At 65.1% G+C, this 20,275-nt stretch carries 18 protein-coding genes; 7 read left to right on the top strand and 11 right to left on the bottom strand.

The window, feature by feature from the left end:
- The first annotated feature begins 21 nt into the window (after window positions 1-21).
- From lpxA to lpxB, 3 genes are read left to right on the top strand one after another with little or no spacing between them, the layout of a single operon-like run.
- On the top strand, window positions 22-813 hold the full coding sequence (gene lpxA, locus GDN70_RS19040) for an acyl-ACP--UDP-N-acetylglucosamine O-acyltransferase (RefSeq protein ID WP_028141524.1): 792 nt from the start codon (window positions 22-24) through the stop codon (window positions 811-813).
- 19 nt (window positions 814-832) lie between these two features.
- Window positions 833-1,690 carry an LpxI family protein gene (locus GDN70_RS19045; protein WP_173015833.1) on the top strand — a complete coding sequence of 286 codons (858 nt, stop codon included), beginning with the start codon at window positions 833-835 and terminating at the stop codon, window positions 1,688-1,690.
- A complete protein-coding gene (gene lpxB, locus GDN70_RS19050; RefSeq protein ID WP_085971821.1) occupies window positions 1,687-2,865 on the top strand; it encodes a lipid-A-disaccharide synthase in 1,179 nt (392 codons plus the stop codon). The genes GDN70_RS19045 and lpxB overlap by 4 nt, the downstream gene beginning before the upstream one ends.
- A gap of 137 nt (window positions 2,866-3,002) precedes the next feature.
- On the opposite strand, the gene GDN70_RS19055 is transcribed toward lpxB, so the two are convergent.
- The 8 genes from GDN70_RS19055 to gltX form a co-directional block, all read right to left on the bottom strand.
- Entirely contained in the window at window positions 3,003-3,770 is a 768-nt protein-coding gene (locus GDN70_RS19055; RefSeq protein WP_028141527.1) for an SDR family NAD(P)-dependent oxidoreductase, read from the bottom strand.
- The gene (locus tag GDN70_RS19060) at window positions 3,767-4,876 is read right to left on the bottom strand and encodes an ABC transporter ATP-binding protein (protein WP_152102895.1); all 1,110 of its coding nucleotides are present in this window, start codon (window positions 4,874-4,876) and stop codon (window positions 3,767-3,769) included. Before GDN70_RS19060 ends, GDN70_RS19055 begins: the two co-directional genes overlap by 4 nt.
- Before the next feature lie 10 nt (window positions 4,877-4,886).
- Window positions 4,887-5,744 carry a carbohydrate ABC transporter permease gene (locus GDN70_RS19065; protein WP_028141529.1) on the bottom strand — a complete coding sequence of 286 codons (858 nt, stop codon included), beginning with the start codon at window positions 5,742-5,744 and terminating at the stop codon, window positions 4,887-4,889.
- On the bottom strand, window positions 5,737-6,660 hold the full coding sequence (locus GDN70_RS19070; RefSeq protein ID WP_173015834.1) for a carbohydrate ABC transporter permease: 924 nt from the start codon (window positions 6,658-6,660) through the stop codon (window positions 5,737-5,739). The genes GDN70_RS19065 and GDN70_RS19070 overlap by 8 nt, the downstream gene beginning before the upstream one ends.
- Window positions 6,657-7,943, bottom strand: coding sequence for an ABC transporter substrate-binding protein (locus GDN70_RS19075; RefSeq protein ID WP_028141531.1), 1,287 nt, complete (start codon window positions 7,941-7,943; stop codon window positions 6,657-6,659). The genes GDN70_RS19070 and GDN70_RS19075 overlap by 4 nt, the downstream gene beginning before the upstream one ends.
- Before the next feature lie 57 nt (window positions 7,944-8,000).
- Window positions 8,001-9,179 carry an ROK family transcriptional regulator gene (locus GDN70_RS19080; RefSeq protein WP_173015952.1) on the bottom strand — a complete coding sequence of 393 codons (1,179 nt, stop codon included), beginning with the start codon at window positions 9,177-9,179 and terminating at the stop codon, window positions 8,001-8,003.
- Between the two features lie 283 nt (window positions 9,180-9,462).
- A complete protein-coding gene (gene gltA, locus GDN70_RS19085; RefSeq protein ID WP_095424074.1) occupies window positions 9,463-10,767 on the bottom strand; it encodes a citrate synthase in 1,305 nt (434 codons plus the stop codon).
- 147 nt (window positions 10,768-10,914) lie between these two features.
- A complete protein-coding gene (gene gltX, locus GDN70_RS19090; protein WP_095424075.1) occupies window positions 10,915-12,354 on the bottom strand; it encodes a glutamate--tRNA ligase in 1,440 nt (479 codons plus the stop codon).
- 166 nt (window positions 12,355-12,520) lie between these two features.
- Here gltX and GDN70_RS19095 point away from each other — a divergent pair, with 166 nt between their 5' ends.
- The 4 genes from GDN70_RS19095 (at window position 12,521) to GDN70_RS19110 (ending at window position 17,400) form a co-directional block, all read left to right on the top strand.
- Window positions 12,521-14,197: a glutamine--tRNA ligase/YqeY domain fusion protein gene (locus tag GDN70_RS19095; RefSeq protein ID WP_028141535.1), complete on the top strand. Its 1,677-nt coding sequence runs from the start codon at window positions 12,521-12,523 to the stop codon at window positions 14,195-14,197.
- A 7-nt stretch (window positions 14,198-14,204) separates the two neighbouring features.
- On the top strand, window positions 14,205-14,591 hold the full coding sequence (locus GDN70_RS19100) for an SgcJ/EcaC family oxidoreductase (protein ID WP_028141536.1): 387 nt from the start codon (window positions 14,205-14,207) through the stop codon (window positions 14,589-14,591).
- A 202-nt stretch (window positions 14,592-14,793) separates the two neighbouring features.
- The gene (locus GDN70_RS19105) at window positions 14,794-15,027 is read left to right on the top strand and encodes a DUF2171 domain-containing protein (protein WP_152102896.1); all 234 of its coding nucleotides are present in this window, start codon (window positions 14,794-14,796) and stop codon (window positions 15,025-15,027) included.
- A gap of 96 nt (window positions 15,028-15,123) precedes the next feature.
- Window positions 15,124-17,400, top strand: coding sequence for a ComEC/Rec2 family competence protein (locus GDN70_RS19110; RefSeq protein ID WP_095424078.1), 2,277 nt, complete (start codon window positions 15,124-15,126; stop codon window positions 17,398-17,400).
- Between the two features lie 9 nt (window positions 17,401-17,409).
- On the opposite strand, the gene GDN70_RS19115 is transcribed toward GDN70_RS19110, so the two are convergent.
- The 3 genes from GDN70_RS19115 to lexA form a co-directional block, all read right to left on the bottom strand.
- Window positions 17,410-18,351 (bottom strand): GAF domain-containing protein, encoded by a 942-nt coding sequence (locus GDN70_RS19115; RefSeq protein WP_028141556.1) that lies wholly within the window; start codon window positions 18,349-18,351, stop codon window positions 17,410-17,412.
- A gap of 216 nt (window positions 18,352-18,567) precedes the next feature.
- Window positions 18,568-19,002 (bottom strand): hypothetical protein, encoded by a 435-nt coding sequence (locus GDN70_RS34990; protein WP_028141557.1) that lies wholly within the window; start codon window positions 19,000-19,002, stop codon window positions 18,568-18,570.
- 569 nt (window positions 19,003-19,571) lie between these two features.
- Entirely contained in the window at window positions 19,572-20,273 is a 702-nt protein-coding gene (lexA, locus tag GDN70_RS19125) for a transcriptional repressor LexA (protein WP_026202323.1), read from the bottom strand.
- Window positions 20,274-20,275 lie beyond the last annotated feature (2 nt).

Consider the following 20,275-nt stretch of genomic DNA (forward strand, 5'->3'; position numbering starts at 1 on the left):
CTTGAAGAGTAAGATTGCTTGATGAGCAAGATTGATCCCACCGCACGGGTCGCGGACGGCGCCGTGATCGGCGAGGGCACCGAGATCGGGCCCTATTGCATCATCGGCCCGAATGTCGTGATCGGCGCGAACTGCAAGCTGATTGGGCATGTTACCGTCATCGGCCATACGTCGATCGGGGACGGCGGCGTGATCTCGCCGTTCGTGGTGCTCGGCGGCGCGCCCCAGGATCTCAGCTACAAGGGCGAGCCGACGAAGCTCGAGATCGGCTCTGGCTGCGTCATCCGCGAAGGCGCGACGATGAATGTCGGCACCATCAAGGGCGGCGGTCTGACGCGCGTCGGCAACGGCGGCTACTTCATGAACAACAGCCATGTAGGCCATGACTGCATGGTCGGCAACAACGTGATCTTTGCGACCTCGGCGACGCTCGGCGGCCACTGCGAGATCGGCGACGCCGTCTATATCGGCGGCCTCTCCGCAGTGCACCAGTTCACGCGCATCGGCCCCTACGTGATGGTCGGCGGGGTCTGCGGCGTACGCGACGATGTCATCCCGTATGGGCTCGTTAACGGCCAGTATGCGGTGCTCGAGAGTCTCAACCTGATCGGCATGAAGCGGCGCAAGTTCACCAGGCAGCGACTGGCGACGGTGCGCGGGTTCTACCAAAAGCTCTTCCATGGGCCCGGCACATTCGCCGAGCGGTTAGAGGCGTCCAGGCCGCTTGCAGGCGAAGATCCGGCGATCGCCGAAATCCTCGACTTCATCGGCAAGGGCAAGCGCCCGCTCTGTCTTCCTGCCCTCGCGAAGTGATTTTGGGATGGCCGCGGACATGACATCGGCGGCGTCGGACATCTCATCGCCGGTCGGCATCGTCGCCGGCGGCGGCGCGATGCCGTTCGCAGTCGCCGACTCGCTTGCCGCGCGCGGCATCACGCCGGTGCTGTTTCCGCTGCGCGGGGCCTGCGATCCCGCGCGGGTGGAGAAATTCCGCCATCGCTGGATCTCGGTCGGCCAGCTCGGTCGCGCGATGCGACTGTTCCGCGAGGAGGGCTGCCGCGACCTGATCTTCATCGGCACCTTGGTGCGGCCCTCGCTCTCCGAGATCCGGTTCGACGTCAAGACGATGCGGCTGCTCGGCAATGTCATCCGCGCCTTTCGCGGCGGCGACGATCATCTCTTGTCCGGCGTCGGCCGCATCCTCGAGCAGGATGGCTTTCGCATGGTCGGCATCAAGGACCTCGCCCCCGATCTCCTGATGCCCGAGGGCTGCATCAGTCGCGCCTGGCCCAGCGATACCAGCAAGACCGACATCGCGCGCGGCCGTGCGGTGCTGACTGCGCTCGGTCCGTTCGACATCGGCCAGGCTGCGGTGGTGATCGACGGCCATGTGGTCGCGGTCGAGGACATCGAGGGCACCGATGCGCTGCTCGCGCGCGTCGCGCGGCTGCGCGAGGAGGGGCGCATTCGCGCGGCCGCCGGCCGCGGCGTGCTCGTGAAGGCGCCGAAGAGCGGCCAGGATCTGCGTTTCGACCTGCCGACGATCGGCCCGCGCACCATCGAGGGCGTCGCGGCGGCCGGCCTTGCGGGCCTCGCCGTCATCGCCAGCAACACCATCGCCGCAGAGCCGCAGGCGATGATCGCCCTCGCGGACGCCAAATATCTCTTCGTCATCGGTCTGCCGGCGTGATGCAGTCGCGCGATCCCAAGCGCAAGATCTTCCTGATCGCCACGGAGGAATCCGGCGACCGGCTCGGCAGTGCCTTGATGAAGGTCCTGCGCCAGCGTCTCGGCGACGGCGTGCAGTTCGTCGGCGTCGGCGGACGTACCATGGCGCGCGAAGGGCTGGAATCGCTGTTTCCGATCGAGGAGCTGTCAATCGTCGGATTTGCCGCGGTGGTGCAGCAATTGCCGAAAATTCTGCGGCTGATCCGCGAGACGGCCGACGCCGTGGCCGACGCCGCGCCGGACGCGCTCGTCATCATCGACAGCCCCGATTTCACCCATCGCGTCGCCCGCCGCGTGCGCGCGAAGAATCCTGCGATCCCGGTCGTCGATTACGTCTCGCCGCAGCTCTGGGCGTGGCGGCCGGGGCGGGCGCGGACCATGCTCGGTTATGTCGACCATGTGCTCGGTCTGCTGCCGTTCGAGCCGGAGGAATACCGCAAGCTCGGCGGACCGCCATGCAGCTATGTCGGCCATCCCTTAGTCGAGCAATTGCCCTCGCTGCGGCCGAACGCGGAGGAGCAGGCACGTCGCGACGGCGATCCGCCGGTGCTTTTGGTGCTGCCCGGCAGCCGCCGTAGCGAGGTCAGGCACCATCTCGATGTCTTCGGCGGGGTGCTCGGCCGCTTGCAGGCGGAAGGCCACGCCTTCGAACTGATACTGCCGACCATGCCGCATCTCGAGGCCACCATCCGCGAGGGCATCGCGAGCTGGCCGGTCAAGCCAAGGGTCGTGACCGGCGAGAACGAGAAGCGCGCCGTGTTCCGTATCGCGCGTGCGGCGCTGGCCAAATCCGGTACGGTGACGCTGGAGCTCGCACTGTCGGGTATTCCAATGGTGACGGCCTATCGCGTCGGTGCGATCGAGGCCTTCATCCTGCGTCGCGCGATCCGCGTCTCCTCGGTGATCCTTGCCAATCTCGTGATCGGCAAGGATGTCATTCCGGAGTACCTGCAGGAGGAGTGCACGCCGGAGAAACTGGCGCCGGCACTCGCCGAGGTGCTGACGGATTCGCCGCTGCGCAAGCAGCAGGTCGAGGCCTTTGCCCGGCTCGACCAGATCATGTCGACCGGCCACAAATCACCGAGCGTGCTCGCCGCCGACATCGTGCTCGAGACGATGCGCAAGGGACGGCGGTAACAGAGGTCTCGTAGGGTGGGCAAAGGCGCGTCGCGCCGTGCCCACGATTCGTCGCGATGAGAAGAATTCGTGGGCACGCTTCGCTTTGCCCACCCTACGAGACCGTGAACGTTGCGCCATTGTGGCCGGATCAAGTTCTACGCAAGTCCTGCATCCACCCGAAAACACTGGCTGGTGATGCGCTGGCTTTCGTCGGAGGCGAGGAATAGCGCCATGTTGGCGATGTCCTCGGGCGTCACTGCATCCGGAACGGCCTGACGGGAGCGCATTTCGGTGATGACCTGCTCGTCCGGATACCACAGCCGGCGTTGACGTTCGGTGATGACCATGCCTGGCGCAATCGCGTTGACGCGGATGCGGTCGGGGCCGACCAGCCGGGCCAGCGAGTTGGTGAAACCGACGATCGCCGCCTTTGCCCCGGCGTAGACCGGCAGCGCCGGTGCACCGCGCATCCAGGCGATCGACGACATGTTGATGATCGAGCCGCCGCCGCGCGCCTGCATCTGCGGCACCACCGCTTGCGCCGCAAAGAAGACGTGCTTGAGATTGAGGCCGATCATCCAATCGAACTCTGCCGGCGTCACCTCGGCCAGCACCTGGCGTTGATCATTGGCGGCATTGTTGACGAGGACCGCGGCATCGCCGAGCGATCGCTGCACCTGTGCCATTGCGGCCCGCAAGGCCTCGATGTCCAGGAGGTCGCATGGCACGAACAAGGGCGCGGCTTCGGACGCAGCGCTCACCTCCGCGACCAGCGCCCCGCCGGCTTCTTCATCCACATCGAGGAACGCGACGCGCGCTCCCTGGGCCGCGAAGGCGCGCACGAAGGCGGCCCCGATGCCGCTGGCGCCGCCGGTGATCAGTACGACGCGGTCCGCAAGTCCGGCATAGCTCGTCTTTGTCATGCGATCAGTCGCTCCGTCTCGGGGTCGAACAGGCAAATGCGGCGCGTGTCGAGCGCGAAGGGGGCTGCCGTCCCCGGCGGGGGGCGGATGTCCGGCGTGATGCGCGCCAGCGCGGACTCGCCGCCGAGCCGCAGCAGCACGATGGTTTCGGCGCCGGTGGGCTCGACCATCTCCACCGGCGCGTGGACGACGATGGGCGGACCGCCGGAGAACACGCGGTTGCCCTCCGCGATGCATTCCGGCCTGATCCCGAACACCACCTCGCGGCCAAGATAAGGGGCCGCCGCATCGTATCCCTGTAGATGAAGGCGAACCTCGTCCGGCCGCCCCGCGCCGATCACGACCACGGGACCGCCGGCGTCGGCCTCGAGCCGCGCCGGCATGGTGTTCATCGGCGGGGAGCCCATGAAGCGTGCGACGAACAGATTGGCGGGATAGCGGTACACGGTATCGGGATCGGCAAACTGCTGCACCACGCCGCGATGCATCACGGCGATCCGCGTCGCCATCGTCATCGCTTCGATCTGGTCGTGGGTGACATAGATGATGGTTGCGCCGATGCGCTGGTGCAGCCGCTTGATCTCCATCCGCATCTCGACGCGCAGTTTTGCGTCGAGATTGGACAGCGGCTCGTCGAACAGGAAGAGCAGGGGATCGCGCACCAACGCACGGCCCATCGCCACGCGCTGGCGCTGGCCGCCGGAGAGCTGCGACGGCTTGCGGCCCAGCAGCGCCTCGATCTGGAGCAGTTTGGCGACATTCGCGACCGCAGAGTCTTGCTCCGCTTTGGGTACGTGACGGCATTCCATGCCGAAGGTGATGTTCTGGCGTACGGTCATCGACGGGTAGAGCGCATAGGACTGGAACACCATGGCGATGTCGCGGTCCTTGGGCGGGACGTCATTGACCACGCGTCCGCCGATCTCGACGGTCCCTGCGCTCGGATGGTCGAGCCCGGCGACGATGTTGAGCAGCGTGGACTTGCCGCAGCCGGATGGCCCGACCAGCACCGTGAACTCGCCGCTTTCGATGTCGAGATCGACGCCCTTCAGCACCTCCAGATTGGCGTAGCGCTTCGACAGGGTTCGAATGCTCAGTGCTGCCATGACAACTCCATCATTTCACGGCCCCGGCAGTCAGGCCGCGGACGAAGTATTTGCCACCGAGGAGATAGATCAACAGCGTTGGGAGCGCCGCGATGATCACCGCGGCGCTCTGCACGCCGTGCTGCGGGATGTCTGCGACTGCAGCGGACAGCGCGATGAGAGCGGCCGTGACGGGCTGCTGCTGGCCGCTCGTGAACGTCACGCCATAGAGGAATTCGTTCCAGATATGCGTGAACTGCCAGATCACGGTGACGATCAGGATCGGCGGCGAGAGCGGCAGGATGATGCGCCAGAAGATGCGGAAGAACCCGGCGCCGTCGATGCGCGCGGCCCTGATCAATTCATGGGGGATGGCGACATAATAGTTGCGGCAGAACAGCGTGGTGAAGGAGAGCCCCTGGATGGTGTGAATCAGCACGAGGCCCGCCAGCGTGTTGATGAGACCGATGTCGCGCAGCACGATGGTCCAGGGAAGCAGGCGCATCTGCTGGGGCAGGAACAGGCCGAGGGTCACGATGCCGTAGATCCAGGTGTCGCCGCGAAAACGCCAGAGCGACACGGCGTAGCCGGCAATGGCACCGAGCAGGGTCGAGAAGATCGTCGCAGGAATCGTGACGAGGGCGGAGTTCAGCATGTACGGCCGGATGCCGGCGCAGGTCTCGGCAACGCAGAAGCCGCTCCAGGCAGCCAGGTAGTTGCTCCAGGCCCAGTGCTGCGGCCAGCCGATCATCGAGCCCTGCGCGATCTCCTCGTTGCTGCGGAGCGAATTCAGCACCACAACAGCCAATGGCGCGAGCCATGCTGCAGCGATCAGCAGGACGATGAGGTAGATCAAGATCCGGCTTGGTGCGAAAGTCCGCTCACGCATGGGCGGCCCGCCGTCGCTGAACATATCGCCACGCCGCATACGGCAGCAGCACCGCGAGAAGAATGAGCAGCATGAGCACCGCCGCCGCCGCTCCCCGGCCGAGCAGGCTGCGCTGGAACATCAGGTCGTAGACGACCAGTGCTGGCAGCTGGGTCGCGATTCCCGGCCCGCCGTTGGTGAGCGCGCGCACGAGGTCGAACGTCGAAATCGCGAACTGCAACTGGATCACGACGACGGTGATGGTGATCGGCCAAAGCGACGGCAGAATGATGCGCCGGTAGATTCGAAATGTTCCGGCGCCGTCGATCTGCGCGGCCTTGATGATGTCGGTGTCGACGGAGCGAAGGCCGGCAAGGAACAGCGCCATGGCGAAGCCCGAGGATTGCCAGATCGCGGCGATCACGATGGTCCAGATCGCCATGTCGCGATCGATCAGCCAGTCGAACTTGAAGGAGGTCCAGCCGAGGTCGTGGACGAGCTTCTGGATTCCGAGGCCGGGATTGAGCAGCCAACTCCAGACCGTGCCGGTGACCACGAACGACACCGCAAGCGGATAGAGGAAGACGGATCGCAGCAGGTTCTCGCCGCGAATGCGCTGGTCGAGCAGGATCGCAAGGGCGAGGCCGGTCACCAAACTCAGCAGCACGAAAGCGCTGCCGAACAACAGCAGATTGTCGAAGGCGATCTGCCAATTCCGCGATGCCGCCACCGCCGAGTAGTTGCGCAAGCCCACCCAGCCCGTAACAGGGACCAGCGTGGATGGCGTGAACGAGATCCAGATCGTCCACAGCGAGAACGACACGAGGTGCGCGGCTGACAGCAGCAGCGGCACCCAGATCATCAGATATTCCGGCAGCCGGCGCACCCATTCCGGAAGCGCCGGCCGGCCCGGTCTTATCGCGGCGGCATTGCTCAACGTGCGCCCTCGACGGCCTCGGCCAGACGAGTGGCTGCCTGCTCCGGCTTGATCGTCTTGTTCTTTACGTACTCCGTGATCACGTCGATCATCGCGGCGGTCATGCCGTTTTCCTGCGCCATGTTGTGCGCGAGGCTCAGGACCGCCTGGTTGCTGGCGATTGCGTCCTTCAGAGCTGCCGCGGTGCGCCGCTGACCGTCCGACCAGCCTTCGCCGGACAGATCGACGTCGGTACGCACGGGGATCGATCCCGTGATCTGCGAATACATGGTCTGGATCGCCGGATCCATGACGAGCTGGGCCATCAGCGTCTGGCCGGCCTGCAGGTCAGGCTCCTTGCGCTGCCAGAAGATGAAGGCATCGGCGTTCAACAGGAACACCGGCTTGCTATTGTCGCTCGGACCTGGCGCGATCATGAAGTCCTCGAACTTGAAACCGGCATTGCGCAACACGCCCTGCGCCCAGCCGCCCATGATCATCATGCCCATGTCGCCGTCGATGAAGCGCTTCAAATTGGTCGAGAAGTGCTGGGCGCCGACGTTGGGGTCCATCCAGTCGGCGATCTTGCGCACCTGTGCGAACGCAGCCTTGATCTCGGAGCCCTCCAGGGCCTTCTTCTCGAGATTCATGATGGCGGCGCGGTATGCGAGGGGACTGATGCCGGCCAAGGCAGCCTCGAATTTTTGCCCGTCGTCGGGGCGGGTGCCGCCGTTGGCGATGGGATAGGGGACGCCGCCCGCTTTCATCTTGTCGGCGAGCTCGTTGAAGTCTGCCCAGGTGACGGGGATCTTGTCGGCCTTGGCCTTGTCCATCGCGCGTTTCGAGAGAAACAGCATGTTGGTGCTGTAGATCTGCAACGGCAGTGCGATCCATTTGCCGCCCGGCTTGTGCAATTTCGCAAGGTCCGGCGCGACCACCTTCTCATAGCCGGCGGCAGCGACGACGGCGTCGAGATCGACGGTCGGGGCAATCTTCGACCAAGCTGCGATCTCGGGACCCTTGAGCTGCGAGCAGGCCGGCGGATCGCCGGCCATGATCTGGGCGCGCAGCTTGTTCATCATCTCGGTGGTGAACCCGGGGACGGGCGAGTGCTGCCAGACGCCGCCCTTCTCCTCGAACTTCTTGCCGAGCGCGGTGATGGCTGCCCCATCGCTGCCCGCGGACCATTGCGAGATTGCGGTCAGGCGCGGCTTGACCGCGCCTTGCGCGCGGGCAAAGGCCGGCAGTGCGAGCGCGGCAGCGGATCCAGCGAGCAGACGGCGCCTTGTTGTCGTGATCGGCATGGCAGTTCCTCCCGGTGTGAACTCTCTTGCGCGCGAGCCGCGCAGCTTCAGGCCGTCTCAGGCGGCCTCCGTCGACGCGGCCGGCATGCCGCCGCGGCAGGCGAGGCAGAACGCGGCGAAGGCCAGCGCGGCCCTGGGATCATTGCCGTTCGACGGCGGCACGAAAGCCAGCGACACCTGCGCATGCTTGCGGCCGCCGAGCAGGCAGGCATCGACGCCGTCGACCAGCGCTTTCCGATCGCCTTCCGCAAGGAGCGAAGGCCAGCCGGAGATGGCGACGCCGTGACAGGGCTTGACGTTCAGCGTGTTGCCGATCGCGAGCCCAAGGCGATACAGGCGATGCCGCAGCTCCTGACGCACGCGCGAGGAGATCGGGATCGCGCTGACCCAATCGCTGCCGAGCTGGAGCAACTCCGGCTCGGGCACGCCGAGAAGCTCGGCCAGCGCCGGAAGCGAAGTATAGGCCTCGACACAGCCGAGGTGGCCGCAGCGACAGCGCGGCCCGCCTTCGCCAAACACCATGTGACCGAGCTCGATTGGCTGGAGCGCGTCGGTCTCGACGGGATCATCCATCCAGGCGCCCGCAACGCCATGGCTGACAAAGACGAACAGGTGCGTGTCATTGAATGGATAGTTTTCGGTGCGACAGCGATGGAATGTGGCGTGCGCCACGACCGAATTGGTAAATTCGACGGGCACGTCGGCGAACATCTCGCCGAACATGTCGCTGATGCGCCCGACGTCACAGGGAATGATGGGGTTGCCCGCGGCGCTGAGCCGGCCGAGGCCCGGAATGGAGACGCCGACCTGAGAGAGGACGACGCCGCGGCGCCGCGTCCAGTCGCGCAGCAATGTCATCGCTTCGCGAAACGCCCGGTCGACGGTCTCGACGGTCGGCGACTTCGGCAGGGGCACGCGCTCGGTGTAGTGCAGCTCGCCCGACAGGCCGCCGACGCCGAGGCTGAGGTGCTGAGCGGTCAGTTCGAAGGCTGCGAGGGCAACCGAGCCGTCGAGCGACACGAGTCCGGTCGGGCCGCCGACGTAGGGGGCAGGGCGCCGCACTTCCTCGATCAGGCCTTCGGTCTTCAGGTCAAGCAGGATGCGCGACAGGCTCGCTTCGGACAGGCGCACGGCCTTGGCCAGCGGCGGGCGAAACGAGCCACCCGACTGAAGCAGGTGAGTCAAAATGGCAGCGCGCGTCTGCCGCCGACTTCTCGGCTGCTCCGGCATTTCCATCCCTGTCGTCATTCTTACTTAGTGTAAGAATTTGCGCGCGGAGCGCTCTGACTGTCAAGGCGTTTGCGGCCGCAGGTGTGGACTTTGTTGTTGTGCGCGGCAGCAAGCGTGTCACGGCCCGATTGGTCTCGTAGGGTGGGCAAAGCGAAGCGTGCCCACGACTTCGTATCTGTTGCGGAGAGGTGGTGGGCACGCTGCGCTTGCGCACCCTACGGCACCTCCATAAACAAAAACGGCGCCATCTTGCGATGGCGCCGCTTCGAAAGCCGTATCGGCTTGGAGTTTACTTGCGATCCCTGATCGCGACGTAGTCGCGGCGGGTGACGCCGGTGTAGAGCTGGCGCGGACGGCCGATCTTCTGCTGCGGGTCCTCGATCATCTCGCTCCACTGGCTGATCCAGCCGACGGTGCGGGCGACCGCGAACAGCACGGTGAACATCGAGACCGGGAAGCCCATCGCCTTCAGCGTGATGCCCGAATAGAAGTCGACGTTCGGGTAGAGCTTGCGGTCGATGAAGTACTGGTCGCTGAGCGCGATCTTCTCGAGTTCGAGCGCCACCTTCAGCATCGGATCGTCGCCATGGCCGGTCTCCTTGAGCACGGCGTGACACATCTTCTGCATGATCTTGGCGCGCGGATCGTAGTTCTTGTAGACGCGATGACCAAAGCCCATCAGGCGGACTTCGGAGTTCTTGTCCTTCACCTTGGCGATGAATTCGGGAATCTTGTCCACGGAGCCGATCTCGGCGAGCATCGCGAGGGCTGCTTCGTTGGCGCCGCCATGCGCCGGACCCCACAGGCAGGCGATGCCGGCGGCGATGCAGGCGAACGGGTTGGCGCCGGACGAGCCGGCGATGCGCACCGTCGAGGTCGAGGCGTTCTGCTCGTGGTCGGCATGCAGGATGAAGATCTTGTCCAGCGCGTCAGCGAGCACCGGGTTGATCTTGTAGTCCTCGCACGGCACGGCGAAGCACATGTGCAGGAAGTTCTCGGCGAACTTGAGCGAGTTCTTCGGGTACACGAAGGGCTGGCCGACCGTGTACTTGTAGGCCATCGCCGCCAGCGTCGGGATCTTGGCGATCATGCGCATGGAAGCGATCATGCGCTGCTTCGGATCGTTGATGTCGGTGGAGTCGTGATAAAACGCGGCGAGCGCGCCGACCGCAGCCACCATGATCGCCATCGGATGCGCGTCGCGGCGGAAGCCCTGGAAGAAGCGGGCCATCTGCTCGTGCACCATCGTGTGATGGGTCACGCGGTCGTCGAAATCCTTCTTCTGCGCGGCGGTCGGCAGATCCCCGAACAGCAGGAGATAGCAGGTCTCGAGGAAGTCGCCGTTCTCGGCGAGCTGCTCGATCGGGTAGCCGCGGTATTCCAGCACGCCCGCGTCGCCGTCGATATAGGTGATCTTCGACTGGCAGCTCGCGGTGGAGGTGAAGCCGGGATCGTAGGTGAACAGGCCGGACTGGCCGTAGAGCTTGCCGATATCGACGACATCAGGCCCGACGCTGCCGCTGTGGATCGGGAGATCGTAGTTCTTGTTTCCGACCGTCAGCGTAGCGGTCTTATTGCTCGGTTTTGCGTCCATCGTAGGTCCCCGATGAAATGTGAAGCGGGCCGGAGCCGGAGGCCCCCTTTGCGAGATGATGGGGCAGGCCGGATGTTCCAGAAGGTACGGGGGAGATGGGTATATTATTGCTGTGTGCGCTGCAAGATCACCGCACGCATGCTCGACTTACGTCTTAGTCTGGTCCTTGGACTGATCCTCAAGCCGGCCGAGGCTTTCCTGGCGTCCCAGGACGTCCAAAACCTCAAATATACCAGGCGACGTCGTCCGCCCGGTCAGCGCGGCCCGCAAGGGTTGGGCGACCGCGCCGAGCTTGAGACTATTTTCCTCGGCAAAAGCGCGTAGCGCGGCTTCGGTGGTGGCGCCGCTCCATATCTCGACTTTCTCCAGCGCGGAATGAAGCTGGCCGATCAGCTTGCGGTTCTCTGGCGTCAGCAGCGCTTGTGCCTTGGGATCGAGCTCCAGCGGCCGGTCGGCGAAGATGAAATAGGCGCTGTCGATCAGCTCGATCAGCGTCTTGGCGCGCTCCTTCAGGGCCGGCATGGCCTTGAGAAGCTGGGCGCGCGTAGTGTCGTTTAATTTGGCCTTAATCTCGTCGCGTGCGGGCACGAGATGGTCGAGCACGTCCTCGAACATCTTCACGAGTGATTGATCGTCGGCGTGGCGGATGTAGTGGCCGTTGAGGTTTTCCAGCTTGGCGAAATCGAAGCGGGCAGCGGCGCGGCCGACGCTGGCGAGGTCAAACGCCGCGATCATCTCCTCGGTCGAGAAGATCTCCTGGTCGCCATGGCTCCAGCCGAGCCGGACGAGGTAATTGCGTAGCGCGGCCGGCAAATATCCCATGGCGCGGTAGGCATCGACGCCGAGCGCGCCGTGACGCTTGGAGAGCTTCGAGCCGTCCGGGCCGTGGATCAGCGGAATGTGGGACATGCTCGGCAGAGCCCATCCCATCGCATCGTAGATCTGCTTCTGGCGCGCGGCGTTGATCAGATGGTCGTCGCCGCGGATCACATGGGTCACGCCCATGTCGTGATCGTCGACCACCACGGCGAGCATGTAGGTCGGGTTGCCATCGCCGCGCAAAAGCACGAGGTCGTCGAGGTTCTCGTTCTGCCAGACCACGCGGCCCTGGACCTGGTCCTCGATCACGGTCTCGCCGGTCTGCGGCGCGCGCAGGCGGATCGTCGGCTTGACGTTGGACGGGGCTGTCGCGGGATCGCGGTCGCGCCACATCCCGTCATAGAGGCGGGTGCGCCCTTCCGCGCGCGCCTTCTCGCGCATGGCGGCGAGTTCCTCGGCGGTGGCGTAGCAGCGATAGGCCTTGCCGTCGGCGAGCAACTGCTCGGCGACCTCGCGGTGGCGCGCGGCACGGCTGAACTGGTAGATGACCTCGCCGTCCCAGCCGAGCTCCAGCCATTTCAGACCATCGAGAATGGCGCCGATCGCCGCCTCGGTGGAGCGCTCCCGGTCGGTGTCCTCGATCCGCAGCAGCATCTTGCCGCCGTGCTTCTTCGCGTACAGCCAATTGAATAGCGCTGTGCGGGCGCCCCCGATATGGAGGAAGCCGGTCGGCGAGGGAGCGAAGCGCGTGACGACGGAATTGGTCATTCTTGGCAGGGCCTATGCTTTGGAGGCGGTGGTGTATAGCAGGAACGGGACATAAACAAAGCCCGTCGGCGGACCTGCCAGGCCCCGCTTGAGGCCTGCTTAAGCTCTTGGCTCAGCCTCCCGAATTTGGCAGAAGAACCGCTGATTTCCCGACAGGATTTTCGTAATGACAGAACCGGTGGCAGCTGAGGTTGGGCGCGATTTCATTCGTGACATCGTCCAGGCCGACCTCGACCAGGGCAAATACAGGGAGATCGTGACCCGGTTCCCGCCGGAGCCGAACGGCTATCTGCATATCGGCCATGCCAAGTCGATCGCGCTGAATTTCGGCATCGCCCAGGAGTTTCCGGGCCGCTGCCATCTGCGTTTCGACGACACCAACCCGGTCAAGGAAGAGCAGGAATATATCGATTCCATCCAGGCCGACGTGCGCTGGCTCGGCTTCGACTGGGGCAAGAACCTGTTCTTTGCCTCCGACTATTTTGACCGCCTGTACGAATGGGCGGAGCAGCTGATCCGCGACGGCCTCGCTTATGTCGACGACCAGACCCAGGAGGAGATCCGCCTCTCGCGCGGCACGCTGACCGAGCCCGGCAAGAACTCGCCGTTCCGCGACCGCAGTGTGGACGAAAACCTCGGCCTGTTCCGCCGCATGAAGGCCGGTGAATTCCCGAACGGCACGCGGGTGCTGCGGGCCAAGATCGATATGGCAGCCGGCAACATCAATCTGCGCGATCCCGTGCTGTACCGCATCCTGCATGCGCATCATCCGCGCACCGGCACCAAGTGGCACATCTATCCGAGCTACGATTATGCGCACGGCCAGTCGGACGCGATCGAGGGCATCACGCATTCGATCTGCACGCTGGAGTTCGAGGACCACCGGCCGCTCTACGACTGGTTCATCGAAAAACTGCCGGTGCCGTCGCAGCCGCACCAGTATGAATTCGCGCGGCTCAACCTGACCTATACGCTGCTGTCCAAGCGCGTGCTGACCCAGCTCGTCCGCGACGGCCATGTCGCGGGCTGGGACGATCCGCGGATGCCGACCATGGCGGGGATGCGCCGCCGCGGCGTGCCGCCGGCCGCGCTGCGTGAATTCGTCAAGCGCATCGGCGTCGCCAAGGCCAACAGCGTGGTCGACGTCGGCATGCTCGAGTTCTGCATCCGCGAGGAGCTGAACCGCACGTCGCAGCGACGCATGGGCGTGCTGCGGCCGCTCAAGGTGGTGATCGAGAACTATCCGGAAGGGCAGACCGAGGAGCTCGAGGCGATCAACCATCCGGATGACCCGTCCGCCGGCACGCGCAAGATCACGTTCGGCCGCGAGCTCTATATCGAGCAGGACGACTTCATGGAGAACCCGCCGAAGAAGTTCTTCCGCCTGTCGCCGGGCAACGAGGTGCGACTGCGCTACGCCTATTTCGTCAAGTGCACCGGCGTGATCAAGAACGACAAGGGCGAGGTGGTGGAGCTGCGCTGCACCTATGATCCCGCGACCAAGGGCGGCAACGCGCCCGACGGCCGCAAGGTCAAGGCGACGATGCATTGGCTGCCGGCGGCGGCGTCGGTGCCCGCGGAGATCCGCATCTACAACCAGCTGTTCGCCAATCCGAGCCCGGACGCCCAAAACTTCGCGGCCGATCTCAATCCGAACTCGCTGGAGATCCTCAGCGACGCGCGGATCGAGGCATCGGTCGCAGCGAGCAATTCGACCGAGCCGATGCAGTTCGAGCGGCAGGGCTATTTCGTCCGCGACAAGGACTCGACGCCGGGCAAGCCGGTGTTCTCCCGCACCATCGGCCTGCGCGACACCTTCGCGAAGGAAGTCGCAAAGGGGTGATGCGCATATGAGCAACGAAGCCGACGCCATCGTTTCCGCCATCATCGCGAAATGGTGCGCCGGCTTCGCGACGCTCGATGCGGCCGCGCTCTCGTCGCTCTATGCGAAAAACGCGTTCTTCTTCGGCTCGAACCCGAAACTCTATCGGGGCAGGGACGGTGTTGCCGATTACTTCAACGGCCTGCCGCGCTGGCGCAAGCCGAGCGCCGTATTCTCCGACGTGAACGCAGCGCAGGCCGGCCCCGATCTGATCAACATGGCCGCGACCATCTCGTTCGACCTTGCCGGCGAGCGCCCTGATCTCGTCGTCAAGATGAGCTGGGTCATCGTCCGCGAGGACGGCGACTGGAAGATCGTCAATCACCACGCTTCGGCGAAGGCGCCGCTGATCTGATTGGCGCTCTTCATCAGTTTGTCATTCCGGGATGGCCCGAAGGGCCAGGCCCGGAATCCATAACCCCAGCTTGTGGTTATGGATTCTCCGATGCGCAATTGCGCATCATAGCTCGCGCCAAGTGGCGCGCCCCGGAATGACAGCAGAATACGAACCGAAGCTCTCTCCGCGCGTTGAGGTGGCTCCAACCAAGGATCCCACCATGCAGAACATTGCAGAGCATATGGAAGTCATCGGCGCCGACGGCGTTCATGTCGGCACGGTCGACAAGGTCGAAGGCAATCGCATCAAGCTGACCAAGAAGGACAGCGGCGAGGGCAGCCACAAGGGCCACCATCATTTCATCGACAAGGGCCTCGTCGCCGGTGTCGAGGGTAACAAGGTGCGGCTGTCGGCCAAGGCGAATGTCGCCGTGACGATGGAAGAGGAAAAGTAGGGGGAGGCCCCCGTCGTTCTCGATTTGTACCGCTATTCGCGCGGCCGCACGTTCCGGTAGCCTTGGCGACAATCGCGTCGCGTAGGGTGCAGGGATATGGCGGAGCCGGGCCGGCCAGCACGGTCCCAGGGTATAGCCGGGACGTGGCCGGTCGGTCGTGCTGCGCAGGCGGGCGGCTTGGTGCCGGCGGGCTTTGGCGCCTGGTCGGCAATCGTCGAGACGCTGCGTGAATGGGCCCGCGCGGAGGCCGGCGCCGGGCGACTGTTGCCGTGGGTGCCTGTCGCCTTTGGCGGTGGCATCGCACTCTATTTTGCCGCCGATCATGAGCCGGTGCTGTGGGTCGTTGCCGCGACGGCTATCGCGCTCACGTTTGGCGCGGTGCTGTTGCGGCGGAGCCGGCTGTTTGCGCCTGCGATCATGATTGCGGCGGTCGCTTCCGGCTTTGCCGTGGCAACCTGGAAGACGGCGCGCATCGCCCACCCCGTGCTGGCCAAGCCGCTCTATTCAGTGTCGCTGTCGGGTTTCGTCGAGGCCCGCGATATCCGCGAGCGAACCGATCGTTTCGTGCTGCGCGTCACGGCCATGGAGGCGCAGCGCAGCGAGGTCAAGCTGGAACGCGTCCGCCTGTCGGTGCGCAAGGGCACTGCGCCCGAGGTCGGCAGCTTCGTGCAGCTCAAGGCGCGGCTGATGCCGCCGCTCTCGCCGGTGCGCCCCGGCAGCTACGATTTTTCGCGCGACATGTTCTTTCAGGGCATCGGCGCCTCCGGCTTCGTGATGGGCGCGATCACGGCTTCAGTCCCGCCCGATGCCGGCGGCCTGCGGCTGCGTTATGCCGCCTTCATGCAGGGCCTGCGCGATGCGATCGACGCCCGCATCCGCGCCACGCTCGAGGGCGACAACCGCGCGATCGCGACAGCGCTGCTCACCGGGCGGCGCGATGCGATTTCCACGCCGGTCAACGACGCGATGTTCATCTCGGGGCTCGGCCATGTGTTGTCGATCTCCGGCTATCACATGGCGGTCGTCGCCGGCGTCGTCTTCTTCGCGGTGCGCGCACTGCTGGCCTTGATCCCGGGACTGGCGGCCGGCTTTGCCATCAAGAAATGGTCGGCGGCCGCAGCGCTGGTGGCGGCTGCGTTCTATCTGCTCTTGTCTGGCGCGGAGGTCGCGACGCAACGTTCGTTCTTCATGACGGCGGTGGTGCTGATCGCCGTGATGGTCGATCGCCGCGCCATCACCTTCCGTACGCTCGCGGTGGCGGCGCTGATCGTGCTCGCGGTCGCGCCGGAAGCGCTTGTGCATCCGAGTTTCCAGATGTCCTTTGCCGCGACGCTCGGTCTCGTCGCGCTGGTACAGATCGGCATGCCGAACCTGTTTGCCTCACCCGATCATTCGGCGACCGCGCGCGTCGCGATGTGGGGCGGCCGCGAGATCGCGATGCTATTCCTGGCCTCGCTGATCGCCGGGCTTGCGACCACGCCCTACGCCGCCTTCCACTTCCACCGCGTCACGCCCTACGGCGTGCTCGCCAATCTCGGTGCGATGCCGGTGGTCTCGGCGCTGGTGATGCCGGCGGGGCTGCTGGGATTGCTCGCAGCGCCGTTCGGGCTCGACGGCGTGTTCTGGTGGCTGATGGGGATCGGCATCGACTGGATGGTCGCGGTCTCGCGCTGGGTGGCGGCATTGCCGGGCGCGGTCGGCCGCATCCCGGCGTTCGGCATCGCGCCGCTGATCGCAGCGAGCCTGGGGGTCATCGTGATGGGCCTGTTGCGTACGCCGTTGCGCTGGGGCGGTGCCGTCGTGCTGCTGGTTTCCATCGGCTGGGGGCTGTCGGTGCGCCAGCCCGATATCCTGATTGCCGGGGACGGCGCGAGCGTCGCGGTGCGGGGCGGGGACGGGCGTTTGCATCTGATCAGGGCAGGCAAGGACAATTTCGTGCTGAGGGAGTGGTTGGCTGCCGACGCCGATCCGCGCGATGCCGGCAGTAGCGCGCTGGCGAGCGGCATATCGTGCGACGAGTCGGGCTGCGTAACGCCGCTCGCAGACGGACGGCTGGTCGCGCTGGCCTCGCGCATCGACGCGTTGGCGGACGATTGCAACCGGGCTGCACTGGTGGTGACGTCAAGGCCCGCGCCGCCCGATTGTGCGGCGATGGTGGTGGATCGGCAGCGGCTCGCTCGCCAGGGCGCGCTGGCATTGACCCGGCGTGGCGACGGCTTTTCGGTTCAGGCGGTGAGGGCAAGAGGCACGAACCGCCCGTGGTTACCGGCCGGTGCGGGCGAAGGTGACTTCGACGGCAGCCTTGCGCAGAAGGCGGCTCCCCGCAGCCGCGACGCAACGCCATCGGAGACCGACTTGCAGGCCGACGATTGACGCCATCGATTACAGATACCAGGCCAGCACGGCTTCGAGCTTTGCCTTGCCGATGACCGGCAGGGCCACCATTCGGCTCAGCCCGGCTGCGCAGGCCTCAGAGCCCGCGATCGAGCCGTCATGAGTGAGATCGTCGTTGAGCGCGGGCATGCCGGCGGCCCAGGCGCCGCCGATGCTGCCTTCGCCTCTGGCAATGGAATTGGCGGCATAGCGGGCGGCAAGGTCGGTCTGCGCGCTGCAATCGCCGGCGCGAAAGACCAGCGCCGAACGGGCCTCGTTCGGGACCCAGATCTCGAAGCGTCGCGCAATCGGCGTTGCCTGCGCGGAGAGGAAAGTCAGGACCCAGGTTTGGTCGGTGCCGGTTCGGTAGGGCACGCCGACACCCAGATTGATCCCGACCTTGGCTGCGTCCTCCCAGCGCAGGAAGCTCTTGGCGTCGTGCAGGTCCTTGATGATCAGCGGCAGGCCCGCCTTCCAGGTGCGTCCGGGAAGTCCGAAGCCGCGAGGAAATTTAGTGTGGCGCGAGTTGAATTCGAACATGTCCGCCGCGCCGTAATAGCCGTCGACGAGGCCCATCTCGTGGGAGAGATCAGGATCGTTGTGCCAGAGTTCGATCGCGCCGACATGCGCCTCGTCGTCGCCGCAGAACAGCACCATCACGGCTTGCAGAAATTCGCCTGCAAACACCGGCACCGCCACGCCGCAGGTGAGGCCGGCGGCGACGGCCTGATCGGTCCGCTTGAAATAGGAGTTGGCGAATTTCGTGAGGATGACGGGATGGCCGCAGGCCCAGGTCTTGCCTGGAAGCCCCTCGTCATATCCGAAGTGCAGCTCTTCGCTGACGGCCTTGAACGCGGACAGCCCTTCATCGTAAAGGCCGCCGCCGAATTCCAGCCGCATGCGCGTCCGGTCAGGCACCCAGAGTTCAACAACGCGAATAAAGGTTTTCATCGAGCGTGTCCGCCGCCTCAAACCACGACAGCATCGGTCATTTGGCTGCGGAGCGGAGGTTCAAAATTCAGGCAGGACGGCCCAAACTTCGTGCGGCGACGAGGTGCGGCGGCGCTCGCCGATCGAATTTCGTGAAACACAAACCCACCGGGCTCGCCGGCATCGGCCGGCGACGGCATTTCAATCCTGGCCCCGGACCCGCCGGGCCGGAGGGCGTCAGCCGATCGGCAGTCGCGTGACCGTCGGGCGACTGTCGGCGATGATCTGCGGCTTGTGCTCGCGCTCGCCGATCGGCTGGGTCACCGGCAGTTGCAGCACGGTTGCGCGCTGGCCCTCGACGAGCTGCGTCACCAGCACGGATTTGCCGTCCGGGAATTCGATCGCATCATGATGGCGATCGGGAATGTGCGGATCGATCTTGCCGAACTTGCCGACGCGGGAGTTGACGGTGCGCGTCCAGATCCAGCGGTTGTCGTAACGGACGTTATCGGCGAAGGCGAGCTCCGTTCCCGGCAGCAGGCAGACCGCGACGGAGAGATCGGCTTCGGAGGCGAAGCCGCGCGTCGAGGTGCCGCGGAATGTTGTCGTGACGATCGTCTCGCCGACTTCTGCGGGGCGCGTCGCGACGGCATGCAGGCTGTAGTCACACATCGGGTGCTCCTCTATGCAGAGATAGCGACCCGCACCCCTTTTGGAGGCGCAGGCCCCTACCAGAGTGGAAGCACGTGACGGTCTGCTTGGTTGTAGGCAAATCTGCGGCTGGGATCCGCGAGCCCCGATCACATTATCTTTTCCATCTTTTCCGAAGTCGATAGGAACAAAGTCGGCTTCCGTGCATTTGGCAGGCGCGCGTCAACGAGGCGAAACCAGCCAGCCCGAGTATCGTCAGCTCGGCTGCGTGCGCGCTGCATTGCGGTCGTTGCGGATTTTCTGGATCACGGCCGTGTCCTAGCCGACATGATGATGCGACATGATGCGACCAGCGTTGCTGCGGCTGCGCTCAAACGATCCGGCGCATTTGGGCTGTCCCCCTCGAACTCGAAAGGCCGCGAAGCGATGTTGCTTCCCGCGGCCTGCCGAGGATGTCGCGAAAGGGGGAGGGGCCGGACAATCTGGGCAGAACCAGAAAGACTATCCAGCCGGAGCGGACCATCATCCGCTCCAATCTCTGATCGGCGATGCCGACCGAAGGCGCGCGCGAGGCGCTGAAGACTCCGGTATCAGTACTTGCGGTAAAGCCCGATCAGCTTGCCCTGAATCTTCACGCGGTTCGGCGGCAGGATGCGCACCTCGTAAGCGGCGTTGGCGGGCTCCAGCGCGATCGAGGCGCCGCGGCGGCGGAAGCGCTTGAGCGTGGCTTCCTCGTCGTCGATCAGCGCCACCACGATGTCGCCGGTATCGGCGCTCTCGTTGCGCTGGATCAGCGCCATGTCGCCGTCGAGGATGCCGGCCTCGACCATGGAATCGCCGCGCACTTCGAGCGCGTAATGCTCGCCGGAGCCGAGCATGTCTGGAGGCACGCTGATGGTGTGGCTGCGGGTCTGCAACGCCTCGATCGGGGTGCCGGCCGCGATGCGACCCATCACGGGCACCGCAACGGGCCGCTCGCCCTCGTCCGCGGACGGGCTGGAGCTCGCGCGTAGCTTGCCGAGATTGCCCTCGATGACGCTTGGCGTGAAGCCGCGTCGGTTGCCGGCGGCAGCCTGGAGCTCCGGCAGCTTGATCACTTCGATGGCCCGGGCGCGGTTGGGCAGCCGGCGGATGAAGCCGCGCTCCTCCAGTGCGGTGATTAGGCGGTGGATGCCTGACTTCGAGCGCAGGTCGAGCGCATCCTTCATCTCGTCGAAGGACGGCGGCACGCCGCTTTCCTTCAAGCGTTCGCTGATGAACCGCAGAAGCTCGTATTGTTTGCGCGTTAACATCT

The sequence above is a fragment of the Bradyrhizobium sp. TM102 genome (assembly GCF_009176685.1).
GTDB classification, from domain to species: domain Bacteria; phylum Pseudomonadota; class Alphaproteobacteria; order Rhizobiales; family Xanthobacteraceae; genus Bradyrhizobium; species Bradyrhizobium ottawaense.